This is a genomic window from Candidatus Pelagibacter sp. uisw_138 (assembly GCF_059512485.2).
Genome location: NZ_CM183453.2, coordinates 961,281 through 975,983 on the forward strand (window position 1 = coordinate 961,281; position 14,703 = coordinate 975,983).

The following is a 14,703-nucleotide window of genomic DNA, read 5'->3' on the forward strand; positions in this document are numbered from 1 at the left end:
ATACTAAATTATAGTCCAGCTTTCATTGCTTCCCATTTCTCGTTGATTTCATCTTGGTTATCTGCCCAGAAATCAGGATTCATTAGGATATATTTTTTAGTGTTAACAGGTGCTGTAGGCATGTGTTGTACCATGCTTGTTTTACCATCTTTATACCATGGCTCTCCAGCATCTATAATAGCAATTGAAGATTTTCTCCAAGGAGCGTAAGCAATATACTTAGCACTTCCAGCTAAACCTTCGGTACTTGTCATTTCTCTAAGTACTTTCATAGCTTCACCGTTAGCATCGTTAGGTCCACCTTTAACCATTGCAAAGTATTCATAGTCAAGGATTTGTCCATCCCATACTTGTACAAGAGGAGTTCCTTCCATTTGCGCATTAAAGAATCTACCATTCCAACCAGTTGCCATTACTACTTCACCATTAGCAAGTAATTCAGGCGGTTGAGCTCCAGCACTCCAGAACACACATCCACCATTAGGATCGTTACAAAGATCTGTGATCATTTTCATTGCTCTGTCAACTCCACCTTCAGCTTCAAGTTTTCTGTAAGTTAAGTCAGAACCTTTACCAGGGTTTACACCGTCTGCAGTGATAGCAATTTCTAAGTTAGACATTGCACCTTTGTAAATTGATCTTTTACCAGGAAACTTTTTAGTGTTAAAAAAGTCTTTTAATGTAGTAGGTTTTTTGTCACCAATTGTTGCATCATTATAAGCATAGTTCCAAGAGTACAAGATGTTTCCAACTGCACATTTAGAAGGCATACTAGTGAAGTAATCTTCACTTGCAGGAGTTCCATCTGGAGCAGGTGCGAAGTCTTTATCGAAATCGAATTCAACAAAAATTCCTTCGTCACAACCAATGATAGTATCTTTTGCGTATACATCAATGATGTCCCAAGTGATTTTTCCAGCTTCTTTTTGAGCTTTAATCTCTGATAATCCACCTGTGTAATCTACCCAGTTTACAGCTATACCTAATTTAGCAGCCGTAGGATCACCGTACCCTAATTTTTGACTTTCAGTGTAAGCACCACCCCAAGACACTACAGTAACTGCAAATGCCGAAGTTGTGATAGAAAGTACAAAAGATAGAGCAAGTAATAATTTACTTAGTTTTTTCATTTTCTCTCCTATTTAACGTTAACGTTTGTTATTTTATAAAGTGAAAGTAAAACAATATAGGTACGTTTAGTCAACAGCCAATTATGTCTAATTTGCCTTTATTTATTTAGCTTTATTTAGGAAATTTTTAAATCTTATTTTGGGTCTAAAGCTCTACAGTCAACACTGTTCCAGCCTATATTAAGTACATTACCTTTTTTAAGGTCTAGTCTTGCAGTACTATTTGGTACTTTAAGAATAAAATCTTTATTTCCAAGTAAATCAACTCTAAGTCTTGTGTGATCACCATGATAAATTATTTCTTCAATTTTACCTTTATGATTATTATCCATTTTATCTGTAGGATCTATAATTGCTCTTTCAGGTCTTAATGAAACTTTAGTTTTATCTCCTTTTGCTTTTACAGCAACTGGATTTGCTAAAATTTCAGTACCATCTTCTAATTTTACTTTACATTTGTCACCTGAAATATCTGCAACTTGACCTAAAAATTTATTATTCTCTCCAATAAATTCAGCAACAAAAGAATTAACTGGTTTCTCATATAATTCATCTGGGCTTGATAACTGTTGAACTTTACCATCATTAAAAACTGCAATACGGTTTGACATTGTTAACGCTTCAGTTTGATCGTGTGTTACATAAACAACTGTTACACCTATGCTTTCATGAATATGTTTAATTTCATACTGCATACTCTCTCTTAGATTTTTATCTAATGCACCAAGTGGCTCATCCATAAGTACTACTTGTGGGTCAAAAACTAATGATCTTGCAACAGCAACACGTTGTTGTTGTCCACCAGATAATTGCATCGGCATTCTTGCTTCAAAACCGTGTAGTGAAACCATTGATAAGGCCTTATCAATTTTTTTATCTGCTTCGTCTTTTGGAATTTTTCTCACTCTTAATGGAAAAGCTAAATTTTCATAAACTGTCATATGTGGAAATAAAGCATAATTTTGGAATACCATTCCTATTCCTCTTTTGTGAGGTGGAATGTTTGAAATCACCTTACCATCTAAATAAATTTCTCCATGAGTTGGAGTTTCAAAACCAGCAAGCATCATTAAACAAGTTGTTTTACCAGAACCTGAGGGTCCCAACATAGTTACAAACTCACCCTCTTCAATGTCTAGATTCAATCCTTTAACGACTAATATTTTACCGTCGTAGCTTTTGTCTACATTATCAAATTTTACAAATTCTTTATTTTTTGCCATATTTTTTCCAAAGGATTTAAAACATTTGTTAGCTTATTTATCAAGTTTTTTTATTTCAACTACTTAATGTGAAGATCTTTTGAAAAGTTACAAAATAACTCACACCCTTTGTCAGTTATTCGTATTGCCTCTGATGCTTCAACGCCCCACCCTCCAAATTGCATTACAGCAATCATATGAAAAGTAACATTTGGTTCTAGGATAGTCATATCGCCTTTAGATATATTAAGAGTATGCTCTCCCCAATCAGGTGGATAGCCAATTCCTATTGAATAACCAGTTCTAGAGGTTTTTTCTATTCCATATTTATCTAGAATTTTCCAAAAAGCTTGCGCAACATCATCTGCTGTTTGTCCAGGTTTTGCAGCATCTATTCCAGATTGAAGTGCCTCATTTGTTTTATTCATAGTATCAATTTTCATTTGATCAGGTTTTCCAAGTAAAACTGTTCTAGCTATTGGACAATGGTACCTTTGATATACCCCTGAAAGTTCAATAATTGTAGCCTCACCTTCGACAAACTTATCTTGAGTTGCTGTTAAATGTGATGCTGAAGTACCTTTTCCTGTTGGAAGTAGTGTTGCAATACTTGAATACTCACCTCCAAATTCTGGGGTTCCATAAAACAATGCTCTTTGAATTTCACCTACAGCATCGCACTGCCTGACACCAGGATTTATTACATCAATTGCTGTTTGCATTCCTTTTTGAGAAATTATTGCTGCAGATTTCATAAGTTCTATCTCTGCATTAGATTTAACAACACGAACCCAATTAACCAATCTTTCAGAATCTTTTAACTTAACATTTGGTAGCCCTTGTTTCATTTTTTCATAACAATAAGCTGTAAAATAATGACTATCCATTTCTAAACCTATTGTAAGTTTATCCCACTTTCTTTCTTTTATAATTTCTACTAAATTATCGTAAGGATGAACTGGCCATGTATGAATGTATTTTTCGTCATAAACTAAAATATTTTCATTTTTTAAATAAGTTTTTATATAAGCTCCACCTGAGTCTTGCTTTCTAACCCAGCATAATGGCTCATCAGCATTCACATGAACAATTACAGCTTGAGCATAATAAAATGACCAGGCATCATAACCAGTTAAATAGTTCATATTTGCTGTATCGCTAGAGATTAATAGTTCTATGCCTTTTTCTTGCATTGAGCTTTGAACTTTTTTTAATCTTGCTTTGTATTCTTCTTTACTAAAATTCATATAGCTTAACTATTAAATAATTTTCCAAAACCTTCAATCTTTTCTTTATAATTAATTACATTAAGAGAATCCCAGATTAAAGATTGATTGCTTGATAGAACAATTTTATTTAGTTTTTTTTCTAACTTATCAATTATAGATAATACTGGTAAGGCCGTACACGAAACAAATAACGCCTCACTATCTACAAGATCTATTTTTGACAAGACTTCAAATAAATGATCCTCATCAACTTTTCCAATATCTAAATCAGAATCAATATCAAAATAAGTTAAAGAACTAATACTAATGTTTTCTTTTTCAAAGTAATTAACTACAGAATCATTTATTGTTTTTGTATAAGGTGTAAAAATAGATATCTTATTAATGCCTAATTTATTTAATGCTTTAATAGCTGCAGTTATTGGCGTTGTTACCTTTGCTTCTGGTTTAGCTAAATTTACTTTTTCTTTTATCACATCATACCCAGCTGCAACTGTTCCAGACGTGCAACCATACGCTACACAATCTATTTTTTGATCTGGCAAAATATCTTTTGTAACATCGGTAATGTCATCTGACATTTTAGCCAACGTTTCATTGGTTAATGGATTGTAGCAATGAATTCTATTTACATAGAGATCAATGTCTCTTCCATAGATCACATTATTAAAATCCTTTTCAATTCTAAAATCGCTACCTAACGTTATAAGACCAATTCTTGGATTGGATTTTGAAATGTATTTTGGCTCAACTTTGTTTAATTTCATAAATTACCTGTAATATTTTAATTAAATATATATTAAATAAGGAGTCTAGTTAAAATAGAGTTTGGTAAAAGTGTAAATAACTCGTCGTTGCTTAAGGTTTAAACGGTACTAAAGAATAAGAAAGTGAGATCAGTCGGCTTTAAATTGTAAAACCTACCTTTACACTACTTATTCCTATCTAATTTTCCTATTCATCAAACAAATGCTCTAAAAATTAAGGACTATTGATGAAACAACATAGCAAAAAACAGATCAAAAATCTGAGTCATAATAATCCCCAAACGATAATTTCTATAAGTTTTTTTTATTTAATCTAATCTGTCTAAATATTCCTTCAAAACCACTATCATCTTTTCGTTGTATTCCATCATATGATTATCTTTTTCAGTAAAATAAAAATATTTTGGTTCATTAGCTAATTTATACATTTTTTTACCCATCCAAAATGGCACAATTTTATCTGCTTCTCCATGCATAATTAAAATTGGAGACTTAAGATTTTTAATTTTTTTATCACTTTCGTATTTATCTTTAAGTAAAAATCTAATTGGAAAATATGGATACACATTTTTTGCTGCATCAACCATAGATGTAAATGGGGATTCCAGTATAACGCCTGCAAATTTATGGTTTTGGGCAACATGAGTTGCAATCCCAGTACCTAAAGACTCACCGTACAGGATAATGTCATTATCTTTAAGTCCTTTTTCTTTTAACCAATTAATTGCACTCTCACCATCTTCATATAAACCTTTTTCTGATGGTTTGCCTAAGTTTCCACTAAATCCTCTCCAAGAAATAATTAAAAAATTTATATTCATGTCTTTAAAATGATTAATTTTATGTATTCTATTTTCTAATGTTCCTGCATTACCATGAAAGAAAATTATAGTTTTAAAGTTGCTAAGATCTTTTTCGTGAAACCATCCAAGTAATTCAAAATTATCACTTGTCATAATTTTTACTTTTTCTATTTTAACTTTCAATTCATCGCCAAAGTAATTATTTTCTTTTGGCTCGTATAATAAATTTCGTTGAAATATAAATATAATAAAAAGTAAAGAAAAGTAAACTATTGGTATAATTAAAATTATTTTCAACAAATAATCTTTAAAATTTTTTTTCATCTTCTTCTTTGTTTTTAGAACAAGAAACTAACAACAAACCCAGAACTATGATCCCCAAAAACTTTTTCATTAATTAAATTTATCCATAATTGATTAATAAAATTATTATAGCGATAGTTATTAACACAGCACTCACAATAATATAATTCAGCCTAATATTAAATTTTTTGAATACTATTTCAGTAATTTTTTCCCAGAATACCACAATAAAGAGAACAATTATAGCTGGCAGAATATATTTGATCATTAATCTATAAGTATTGTTTAAGCTAAATAAGCAAGTTCAATGACTAATAGTATTTCAAGTCCAGACATAATTTAAGACTAACAAATTCCAAATCAGGTGTCTAGGAGATGGAAAGAAGGTTGATTGTCTTTAATTCCCATTGCCTGTTGCCTGTTGCTTGTGGGGGTAGCGTAGTTCATGGCGCCGGGCTGAGGAGACATAGCTACTTATTTGATAATCCAAAAAATGATATTTATTCTATAAACAAAAGTACCATAAAAGATAAAGGTTTTGTTTTTACCTGATTCTTAGTTCAAATTTATTTACTTGGATCAGGAACTTTACGCAGATAAGGTTTTACCGTTTTCCATCCGTTAGGATATATTTTTTTTGCCTCTTCATTTGTAACGCTAGGGACAATAATTACATCTTCACCTTTTTTCCAATTCGCAGGTGTTGCAACTTTATGTTTTGCTGTTAGTTGCATAGAATCAATAGCTCTCAAAATTTCGTGAAAGTTACGCCCTGTTGTCATTGGGTAAGTTAAGAAAAGACCAATTCTTTTATCGGGTCTAATAACATAAACCGTTCTAACTGTTTGATTGTCTACAGCTGTACGCCCCATAGATGTGGCTCCCGCATCTCCTTCAAGCATATTATAAAGTTTTGCAATTTCTAATTTTTCATCTGCAATAATTGGATAATTAGGTTTTAAACCACAAACATCATTAATATCTTCTAGCCATTTAACATGGTCTGATACCGGATCAACACTTAAGCCCATTACTTTAACATTTCTTTTTTCAAATTCTGGTTTCATTTTAGCTAGTGCACCTAATTCTGTGGTGCAAACTGGTGTAAAATCTTTTGGATGTGAAAATAAAATTCCCCAACTATCCCCTAACCACGCATGTAATGATAATTTTCCTTCAGAGGTTTCAGCCATAAAGTCTGGCGCTAAGCTATTTATTTTTAATGTCATTTTTTCCTTTTTTTTTATTTTTTCATCTTCTTCTAGTCTTTGTTCTTTTAGTATTTCTTGTATTTGTACTTCTAGTCTTTGTTCTTTTTGTATTTCTTGTATTTCCGCATCTTGTCTTTGTGCTTCGACTTTATTTATTTTAATCTTTTTTATATTTTTAGATCTTTTCTTAACTTTAGGTTTTAACTTTTTGACTGTTTTTTTTCTTTTGTCAGCCATCTTTATTTTCATAGCCATATGATTATTTAACCAAAAATTAATATTAAAATCTATTTAAATAATTATATTTCCACTAAATATTAAATATCATTCTACATCGTGTGTTTAATTGAATTGTCTTTAATAGTTTAAATATGAATGAAGTTAAAAAAAGAATAAAAAAAACGACTACTTAAATCAATAAGTTAAAAAATAGCTGAGTACTTCTAGATCTTTATATAATTCTACGGTATAATTATTTTTAAAATCTCCGCATCTATTTCAGCTATAAGCCGATCATCAAAAAATAAATTTAACAATTTAAAGTGTCTAAATTATGATTTTGAAATTGGCGCATATACTCTGTTATTTGTGTATTCATAGATACAAAGTGGTAAATATAGAGTTTGGTTTTGGTCCAACAGATAGAGTGACTACCCTTCAATGCAAAATATGTGGCCACAGTAAAGTTAAAGCTGGAGATTAAAATTTTGTAAAATGAAAAATATTAGAAATGATATAACGATAAGAAGATATATCGATTGGTCAAAAATAGTTAGGGATAAACCAATCCATATAAGGTTATATGAATTAATTTACTTTGAATTACTTTTTAAGTGGCTTGAAATGAATAAGCCACCTTTGCATAGATTAATATATGAAATTATTAATTCTGATACTTATGAAGAAAATTTCATAAAAGGAATAATTTTTCAAAAATATATAGATGAGATTTTGGAAACACCATGCGACGATGGTTCTGGTTATTATGACTCAGACTCAAGAGAAATATTAAGTAAAATTAATATTAAAGAATTATACGATATCAAGTTTTTGATAAAAGATGAATTAAACACAGTTAAGTTTATAAATAGATATAATGCTGTATTGAATTATTGTAAAATATATGAAAGCTGGTGTTTAGAAAAAAAATCTAAACAAGTCGAGGATGTAACAAAAAAAAAAGATTTGATGTAACATTAGATCTACCATTAAGAATTTCAAAATAAATTTAGAATAACTGCGATCAGAATAAGCAAATAAGGTTGAATGTTTTATCAATTTTCAATTGTTACAGTTAGAGTTATAAACAATACAATATTAAACCATAACAGCCTTAAAACTATAATTGATAATATGTTTTTGAAATAGCCTAAGAAGTATATTTTTTATTATTAAAATTTTATTATTTATTTATAAAATCTGTTAAATGTTGATTTTCATCTTTATACTGTTCAATAATATGATTTACCACATCTCCAATTGACACAATGCCTAATAGTTTTTTTTCTTCTATTATAGGTATATGTCTAATTTTATGATTAGAAATTATTTCCATTAATTCTGTGACGGAAGTATTTAGATTACAAGATATTATATTTGTAGTCATTATTTTAGTAACCAATAATTTACTGCTGAATTCATCTTTATAAATATATCGAGCAAGATCTCGCTCAGAAATAATTCCAATTACACTTTTATCGTGTTCACTTAATACTGGCATAACACCAACGTTATGTGTTTGAAGTTTGTTGCTTGCTGTCTTTAATGTATCTTTTTCAGTTAATGTAAAACATTCTCTATTAGAAAGTTTTGTAACTAGTTTTCTCGTCATTTTTATTTTATATGTTTATTTTATTGCCATCAAGATCCTAGCACAAAAATGTTACTCGTAGATAGGTTTTAATTTCGTTCAAACTTCTAATTTTTGCTCTATCAACTTGTTGCTAACTAAGAATTATAGAATAACCCCACTTATTTTTTTGACAGCTTATCTTTCATAACCAATTTAAGCTTCTTTAAGGTTCTTAAATCGTACCAACTTTTAGTTCCTCTTTTTGAGCTTCTTTGTTGTTCAGCAACAGTTACTTTTTTTTTAAGATCTTTGTGTTGTTCTTTTATTTTCATTTATTTGATCATAATCACTCTGAACAAAACAATTTATCATATTAATTTTTATTCATCTGACATTGGACAAGGTGATAATGGTTCTAATTTCTCTTGGAGTTTTTCTGATGTAGTTCGTTCTTTTTTATTTCTTTTAGATTTCTCAGAACTTTCTGCTAATTGATTTCTTTTTTTTTCAGCTTCTTCTTCTAAGTATTTTTTAAATCTTATTCCTCGAACAATCTCCATAAATTTATTATCTTGCTTAACTTTTGGATACTCCAATTAAACAATCTCTACGTATTGTGTAATTTTACTAAATTTATAATGCAAATTAATGTTAAGACTTTTTAAAATCATAGTAGACATAATTATTTTAAAATTATATTTTCTAATTTTAAGGGGGTCACCCTTTCGGTAAACTCCAAAAGAGTTCCCCTATAAGTGGCGGTCTACGCCAAAATCCATAATAATGGATTTATGTTTTCTTGATCTTAGTTAGTCTTTTATTATTTAGTCACAACCAGCTAAATTTCAGGTGGTGATAGGCTCATAATCGACCTCCTTTATTGATTGTCTAAATCATACCCTCTCCAAATACCCTATTCAAAACATTTATTTTCTTTTATGTTAAATATATTTATTGAATATGGTTTAGCAGAATAATATAATTTCGAAAATTTAAACAAACCTTCTTCCCATGCTTTTTCCCGTATAAAAAATACTTTAAACCGTCTCAATTTTATTGAAGTAATTTTATAAAGAATATAGAATTTTTATAAGTAATTAATTAAAAATATCGATCTAATGAATATACAAACAGAAGCCACTCCAAATCCTTCCAGCCTGAAATTTTTGCCAGGTAAAACCGTAATGGAAAAGGAAACGGCTGATTTTCGTAATGTGGAAGAAGCAAAATTCTCTCCATTCGCCTTAAATTTATTTAAAATTGATGGTGTTGAGGGAGTTTTTTTTGGTTCAGATTTTATTTCAATAACAAAAGCTGACAATCATGATTGGCAATACCTCGAATCTTCAATTATTGAAACTATTAGAGAGAGTTATAAATCAGAGACTGCTTTCATACTTGCTGGTCAAGATAATGCAGGTGATACAAGTACTACCGAAGATACGGAAGCGGTAATTAAAATAAAAAAAATAATAGATACTCAAGTAAGACCAGCTGTTGCAAGAGACGGTGGAGATATTACTTTTCAAAGTTTTGATAACGGTATTGTCTATCTTCAGATGAAGGGTGCTTGTTCAGGTTGTCCAAGTTCAGCCCTAACTTTAAAAGCGGGTATTGAAAAAACACTTAAACATTATATTCCCGAAGTGCTCGAGGTCCAACAAGTAACCTAAAATAAAAATTATGAAACTATTAAAATGTATAATTCCATCAGTAATTAATTTCTTTGTTTATTTAATCTTATCGCTTATAGCAATTTACTGCTTAATTTTTATTGCTAGTTATTTTGCAAGCCAAACTTATGCCATAACTCACGGAGAATATTTTTTAATTTGGATTGTGATGGCAGTTTTTATTAGACAAGTCAGCGGAGATGTTTCGGTATTATTTTTTAAAAAATCTAAAAGAAAATAATCTTAAAATGAAAAATGACCTGTCTAGCTCTATGGAACAGACTATATAAGAGTAGATATAAGGAATCCTTTCTACTAACTGGGGTATTGGGGTCTAAAAAACAATCAAAAAACCAATCTGTTTAGGGTCCTACTTAATTATTCCCTTAGATATTGGGTTATTAAACTAATGAATTACTAGTGAATTTTCCGGATTCTGTGATAATGTTTCCATAAGGCAATAGAAGATAGATACATAACTCGTCGTTTTACTTGGGTTTAAAAGGTACTTAGAGGTTTACGAAAGTGGGATCAGTCGTCTTTAAATTTAATTATTTAAGGAGGTTTGAATGAAATTTGGATATTTTTGTAACACTACTAATTGGAATCATAAACCATACAATCAATTATTAAATGAAACCCAAGAAATCACTACTTACTGTGATGAAAATAATTGGGACTCCATTTGGTATACAGAGCATCACTTTAATCATGAAGGAATGGAATCGTGTACGAACCCTTTAATGATGGGAGTAGACGCTGCTGCAAGAACTAAACAAATTAGAATAGGTCAAGCCTGTAATGTAATTACTTTTCATAACCCTATACGTCTTGCAGAAGACATAGCTTTACTGGACCAACTATCAGGTGGGAGAGTTGACGTTGGTATTGGAAGAGGAATATATGGCAGAGAAGCTATCAACATGAACAAAGAAGCTGACTTAAAAGATCAAGCAAAAAATTTTAGATTATTTGATGAAACTTTAACTGTGATGAAAAAAGCATGGACTGAAGAATTTTTTAGTTATCAAGGTGAGTTTTATACCTACCCTACTCCTGGTTTTACTTGGCAACATGATATGAGTCCACCTAGTGATAAATTTTTAGATACAAAAACAAGTGAAATAAAAAAAATTAGTGTTGTTCCAAAACCAATGCAACAACCACACCCTCCTATATGGCAAGTAGTTGATGGAGCAAGATCGATTGAATGGGCAGCACAAAATGGATTAAACACTATAATGTGGATACCTACTGTTAAAGCTTTAAAGAAAAGATTTGAGATTTATAGAGATGCAAAATCTAAAGCAGAAAATAGAGATGTACTATTAGGAGAAGGTGTATCTTTAGTTAGAGATATGTTTGTAGCAGAAACTATGGAAGAAGCAGAAAAAATGGCTGGTGAACATATTATTAATTATATGAAATGGGTTTGTCATTGGAGAGGGTTGGGAAATCATATGAATCCAGATGAGGAGTTACCAGAAACAAAACATAAATTAGATCTATTGAACTATGACTTCTTACATAAAAGAAATTTATTATTTGGAACACCTGAATATGTGGTTAATAAAATAAATGAATTAAAATCTGAATTAAATTTACAAAACTTGCAAGTATGGTCTAACTTTCCTGGTATAGAGCATGATGCTTGCATGAGAAGTATAAAACTGTTTAATGATGAAGTAATACCAAAAATTAATTTAGATAATTCAAATATAGAAATGGCTAGTTAATGAAACTTGAATTAAGAAAATTTGCAAAATTTGTTGATAAAACTTTTATTGAAGGTGGTAAGGAAGCCAAAGAACCTGTTTTACTAGTTTCTGTTGCTGCTGTATTTAAAAATCCATGGCATGGAAAAGGTTTTGTTGAAGACTTAAAACCAATCATTTTAGATTTAGCTCCCAAATTAGGTACTATTCTAGTCTCTGAATTAATAAAAGAAATGGGCTCTCCTGAAAAAATTTTAGCTTATGGTAAGGCTGGAACTGTCGGACTTAATGGTGAAATTGAACATGCATCTGCATTTATCCACACTTTAAGGTTTGGTAATAAATTTAGAGATGCTGTTGGTGGAACATCTTATTTAAGTTTCACGAACACAAGAAGTCCCGCTGGTTCTAAAATGTCAATTCCGATGATGCATAAAACAGATTCAGGTCTAAGGCCCTATTATCTTACACATGAATTTACTATACACGATGCCCCTTTTGATGATGAAATAGTCATAGCAATAGGTGGAGCATCAAGTGGTAGAGCTCATGCTAGAACTGGCGATAGATATCAAGATATGAAAGAAATGGGACTGGATCCTAAATAAATTAATGCCTCACAATTTTGATCCTAATCAAAATTATCATTCATTCATTGATAATAAAACTGAGCCATTAGTTTTCGTTCATGGCGTTGGTCTAGATCAAAAAATGTGGGACTCTCAAGTTACTTCCTTAAGTGATCATTCAATAATTACCTATGATTTATTAGGGCACGGAAAAACTCCTTACAATAAAGAAGAGATCACATTAAATGATTTTTCAGATCAACTAGACTATTTATTAAAGTTTTTAAAAATTGATAAAATTAATCTTGTAGGTTTCTCTTTAGGATCATTAATTGCATTAGACTTTGCGTCAAAATTTCAAGATAAATTAAAAAGCCTTACATTAATAGGAACAACATATAAAAGAACTGAAGAACAAAGAGCTTTAGTCATAGAAAGATTTGAACAGGCTAAATTGAACAAACCTATTTCAAAACAAGCACTAAAAAGATGGTTCACAGATCAATACTTAAAAGACCATCCAGAAATTTATGATCAATTTATTGAAATTTTAACAAAAGAAGATGAAGATCATTTAAACTTTTTAAAAGCTTACAAGCTATTTGCAAACCACCAAGATGATATTGATATAATTAAAGATATTAAAACTAAAACTCTTATCATGACAGGGTCAGGTGATACAGGTTCCACAGTTCAAATGTCAAAATCCTTATCCGATGATTTAACAAATTCAAATTTTATCGAGATAAAAAATGGAAAACATCTTTGTAGTATAGAGTGCGCAGATGATGTTAATATAAATCTTAAAAATTTTATTGATAATTAAATGACAAAAATTCAAAACTTTAAAATGTACATAGACGGTCAATGGGTTGAGTCTGAGTCTGGTAAAACTATTGAAACTTTAAACCCAGAGAATAATGAAGTTTGGGCAACTGTACCTGAGGCAGATGCAAAAGATGTAGATAAAGCAGTTAAGGCTGCACAAAAAGCTTTTGATAATTCCTGGTCTAATTTACATCCAAGAGATAGAGCTAAATATTTAAGGTCTCTAGCAAACTTACTGAGAGAGAATGCTGAACATCTTGGAACTATAGAAACTATTGATACAGGAAAAATTTTTAGAGAAACTAAAACACAAGCTAATTATATTGCTGAATACTATGATTACTTTGCAGGTCTTGCTGATAAAGTTGAAGGAACAGTCGTACCAATTGACAAACCAGACATGCAAGTAACAACTACTCGAATACCTATTGGCGTGGTTGCTGCAATCATTCCATGGAACTCCCAAATGTTATTAACAGCTGTTAAACTTGCCCCCGCATTAGCCATGGGAAATACCGTTGTAATAAAAGCATCCGAACTTGCGCCTGTAACTTTATTGGAATTTGCAAAATTAGTTGAAAAATCAGGAATACCAAAAGGAGTGGTTAACATAATCACTGGTTTAGGTGACCCTTGTGGTAAAGCTCTAACTACACATAACCTTGTGGAGAGAATTGCATTCACTGGTGGTCCAGAAACTGCCAAACATATCGTAAAAAATTCAGCTGAAAATTTATCACAAGTAAGCTTAGAGCTAGGTGGAAAAAGTCCTGTTGTAGTATTTAATGATGCTGAACAAGAGAATGCACTTAATGGAATTACTGCTGGCATTTTTGGTGCAAGTGGTCAAAGTTGTATTGCTGGATCAAGACTTTATATTCAATCAAAAATTTATGATGAATTTTTAGATAAGTTAGTCACAAAAGCTGAAAAGATAAAACTAGGAGCCCCGATGGATAAAAACACTCAAATGGGTCCTTTAAATAGTCTCAAACAATTAGAAAATATTGAAAGAAACATTAAAGCTACCATTGAACAAGGTGGAAAAATTAGATGTGGAGGAAAAAGATCTGATATATCTAATAAAGGCTATTATTTTCCAGCTACAATAATTGAATGTAAAAATCATACCCTACCTACTGCTGAAAATGAATTATTTGGTCCAGTATTATCTGTTATGAAATTTGATACAGAGGAAGAAGCTATTAAATTGATGAATGATAATAAATATGGATTATCCTCTGGGGTTTATTCATCAAACCTTGGGAGAGGTATGAGAGTATCAAAGGCGGTGAGAGCTGGAATAGTATTTGTAAACACATATAGATTAATTTCACCTATGGCTCCCTTTGGAGGAATTAAAGATAGTGGCTACGGTAAGGAAGCTGGAATTGAATCGATCAAAGAATATACAAGAATAAAGACAACATGGTATAATTCTTCGGAAAAGCCGATGACAGATCCATTCACAATGGGTTAAT

General features: G+C 30.7%; 16 protein-coding genes. 7 read left to right on the forward strand and 9 right to left on the reverse strand.

Going from position 1 to position 14,703, the window contains the following annotated elements; translation table 11 throughout:
- Window positions 1–8: 8 nt before the first annotated feature.
- From AC5YGC_RS05200 to AC5YGC_RS05225, 6 genes are all read right to left on the reverse strand, one after another.
- Window positions 9–1,130: an extracellular solute-binding protein gene (locus AC5YGC_RS05200; protein WP_496139184.1), complete on the reverse strand. Its 1,122-nt coding sequence runs from the start codon at window positions 1,128–1,130 to the stop codon at window positions 9–11.
- 134 nt (window positions 1,131–1,264) lie between these two features.
- The gene (locus tag AC5YGC_RS05205) at window positions 1,265–2,353 is read right to left on the reverse strand and encodes an ABC transporter ATP-binding protein (RefSeq protein WP_415313020.1); all 1,089 of its coding nucleotides are present in this window, start codon (window positions 2,351–2,353) and stop codon (window positions 1,265–1,267) included.
- 59 nt (window positions 2,354–2,412) lie between these two features.
- Complete coding sequence (locus AC5YGC_RS05210) at window positions 2,413–3,579, reverse strand: M24 family metallopeptidase (protein WP_496139185.1); 1,167 nt, start codon at window positions 3,577–3,579, stop codon at window positions 2,413–2,415.
- Between the two features lie 5 nt (window positions 3,580–3,584).
- A complete protein-coding gene (locus tag AC5YGC_RS05215; protein WP_496139186.1) occupies window positions 3,585–4,328 on the reverse strand; it encodes an aspartate racemase/maleate isomerase family protein in 744 nt (247 codons plus the stop codon).
- A gap of 308 nt (window positions 4,329–4,636) precedes the next feature.
- Window positions 4,637–5,455, reverse strand: a complete 819-nt coding sequence (locus tag AC5YGC_RS05220; RefSeq protein WP_496139187.1) for an alpha/beta fold hydrolase — start codon at window positions 5,453–5,455, stop codon at window positions 4,637–4,639.
- A 545-nt stretch (window positions 5,456–6,000) separates the two neighbouring features.
- A complete protein-coding gene (locus AC5YGC_RS05225; RefSeq protein WP_496140313.1) occupies window positions 6,001–6,663 on the reverse strand; it encodes a redoxin domain-containing protein in 663 nt (220 codons plus the stop codon).
- A gap of 696 nt (window positions 6,664–7,359) precedes the next feature.
- On the opposite strand from AC5YGC_RS05225, the gene AC5YGC_RS05230 reads away from it, so the two are divergent.
- On the forward strand, window positions 7,360–7,839 hold the full coding sequence (locus AC5YGC_RS05230) for a hypothetical protein (RefSeq protein ID WP_502314001.1): 480 nt from the start codon (window positions 7,360–7,362) through the stop codon (window positions 7,837–7,839).
- A 208-nt stretch (window positions 7,840–8,047) separates the two neighbouring features.
- Here the strand turns inward: AC5YGC_RS05230 and AC5YGC_RS05235 are convergent, their stop codons facing one another.
- The 3 genes from AC5YGC_RS05235 to AC5YGC_RS05245 all read right to left on the reverse strand — a co-directional run bounded on the left by AC5YGC_RS05235 (window position 8,048) and on the right by AC5YGC_RS05245 (window position 9,033).
- A complete protein-coding gene (locus AC5YGC_RS05235) occupies window positions 8,048–8,476 on the reverse strand; it encodes a CBS domain-containing protein (RefSeq protein ID WP_496139189.1) in 429 nt (142 codons plus the stop codon).
- A gap of 140 nt (window positions 8,477–8,616) precedes the next feature.
- Window positions 8,617–8,769 carry a hypothetical protein gene (locus AC5YGC_RS05240; protein ID WP_496139190.1) on the reverse strand — a complete coding sequence of 51 codons (153 nt, stop codon included), beginning with the start codon at window positions 8,767–8,769 and terminating at the stop codon, window positions 8,617–8,619.
- 48 nt (window positions 8,770–8,817) lie between these two features.
- On the reverse strand, window positions 8,818–9,033 hold the full coding sequence (locus AC5YGC_RS05245; RefSeq protein ID WP_496139191.1) for a hypothetical protein: 216 nt from the start codon (window positions 9,031–9,033) through the stop codon (window positions 8,818–8,820).
- Between the two features lie 522 nt (window positions 9,034–9,555).
- Here AC5YGC_RS05245 and AC5YGC_RS05250 point away from each other — a divergent pair.
- The 6 genes from AC5YGC_RS05250 to AC5YGC_RS05275 all read left to right on the forward strand — a co-directional run bounded on the left by AC5YGC_RS05250 (window position 9,556) and on the right by AC5YGC_RS05275 (window position 14,702).
- Window positions 9,556–10,110 (forward strand): NifU N-terminal domain-containing protein, encoded by a 555-nt coding sequence (locus tag AC5YGC_RS05250; protein ID WP_496139192.1) that lies wholly within the window; start codon window positions 9,556–9,558, stop codon window positions 10,108–10,110.
- A gap of 10 nt (window positions 10,111–10,120) precedes the next feature.
- Complete coding sequence (locus AC5YGC_RS05255) at window positions 10,121–10,351, forward strand: hypothetical protein (protein ID WP_496139193.1); 231 nt, start codon at window positions 10,121–10,123, stop codon at window positions 10,349–10,351.
- Between the two features lie 328 nt (window positions 10,352–10,679).
- Entirely contained in the window at window positions 10,680–11,846 is a 1,167-nt protein-coding gene (locus AC5YGC_RS05260) for an LLM class flavin-dependent oxidoreductase (RefSeq protein WP_496139194.1), read from the forward strand.
- On the forward strand, window positions 11,846–12,433 hold the full coding sequence (locus AC5YGC_RS05265) for an amino acid synthesis family protein (RefSeq protein ID WP_168607293.1): 588 nt from the start codon (window positions 11,846–11,848) through the stop codon (window positions 12,431–12,433). The genes AC5YGC_RS05260 and AC5YGC_RS05265 overlap by 1 nt, the downstream gene beginning before the upstream one ends.
- Before the next feature lie 4 nt (window positions 12,434–12,437).
- On the forward strand, window positions 12,438–13,220 hold the full coding sequence (locus tag AC5YGC_RS05270) for an alpha/beta fold hydrolase (RefSeq protein ID WP_496139195.1): 783 nt from the start codon (window positions 12,438–12,440) through the stop codon (window positions 13,218–13,220).
- The gene (locus tag AC5YGC_RS05275) at window positions 13,221–14,702 is read left to right on the forward strand and encodes an aldehyde dehydrogenase family protein (protein WP_496139196.1); all 1,482 of its coding nucleotides are present in this window, start codon (window positions 13,221–13,223) and stop codon (window positions 14,700–14,702) included. It abuts the gene before it with no gap.
- The last annotated feature ends 1 nt before the right edge of the window (window position 14,703 follow it).

What these genes read in the sequence shown, in the direction of transcription:
- AC5YGC_RS05200 (WP_496139184.1), bottom strand. Translation starts at nt 1,130, where the DNA reads ATGAAAAAACTAAGTAAATTATTACTTGCTCTATCTTTTGTACTTTCT.
- AC5YGC_RS05205 (WP_415313020.1), bottom strand. Translation starts at nt 2,353, where the DNA reads ATGGCAAAAAATAAAGAATTTGTAAAATTTGATAATGTAGACAAAAGC.
- AC5YGC_RS05210 (WP_496139185.1), bottom strand. Translation starts at nt 3,579, where the DNA reads ATGAATTTTAGTAAAGAAGAATACAAAGCAAGATTAAAAAAAGTTCAA.
- AC5YGC_RS05215 (WP_496139186.1), bottom strand. Translation starts at nt 4,328, where the DNA reads ATGAAATTAAACAAAGTTGAGCCAAAATACATTTCAAAATCCAATCCA.
- AC5YGC_RS05220 (WP_496139187.1), bottom strand. Translation starts at nt 5,455, where the DNA reads ATGAAAAAAAATTTTAAAGATTATTTGTTGAAAATAATTTTAATTATA.
- AC5YGC_RS05225 (WP_496140313.1), bottom strand. Translation starts at nt 6,663, where the DNA reads ATGACATTAAAAATAAATAGCTTAGCGCCAGACTTTATGGCTGAAACC.
- AC5YGC_RS05230 (WP_502314001.1), top strand. Translation starts at nt 7,360, where the DNA reads ATGAAAAATATTAGAAATGATATAACGATAAGAAGATATATCGATTGG.
- AC5YGC_RS05235 (WP_496139189.1), bottom strand. Translation starts at nt 8,476, where the DNA reads ATGACGAGAAAACTAGTTACAAAACTTTCTAATAGAGAATGTTTTACA.
- AC5YGC_RS05240 (WP_496139190.1), bottom strand. Translation starts at nt 8,769, where the DNA reads ATGAAAATAAAAGAACAACACAAAGATCTTAAAAAAAAAGTAACTGTT.
- AC5YGC_RS05250 (WP_496139192.1), top strand. Translation starts at nt 9,556, where the DNA reads ATGAATATACAAACAGAAGCCACTCCAAATCCTTCCAGCCTGAAATTT.
- AC5YGC_RS05255 (WP_496139193.1), top strand. Translation starts at nt 10,121, where the DNA reads ATGAAACTATTAAAATGTATAATTCCATCAGTAATTAATTTCTTTGTT.
- AC5YGC_RS05260 (WP_496139194.1), top strand. Translation starts at nt 10,680, where the DNA reads ATGAAATTTGGATATTTTTGTAACACTACTAATTGGAATCATAAACCA.
- AC5YGC_RS05265 (WP_168607293.1), top strand. Translation starts at nt 11,846, where the DNA reads ATGAAACTTGAATTAAGAAAATTTGCAAAATTTGTTGATAAAACTTTT.
- AC5YGC_RS05270 (WP_496139195.1), top strand. Translation starts at nt 12,438, where the DNA reads ATGCCTCACAATTTTGATCCTAATCAAAATTATCATTCATTCATTGAT.
- AC5YGC_RS05275 (WP_496139196.1), top strand. Translation starts at nt 13,221, where the DNA reads ATGACAAAAATTCAAAACTTTAAAATGTACATAGACGGTCAATGGGTT.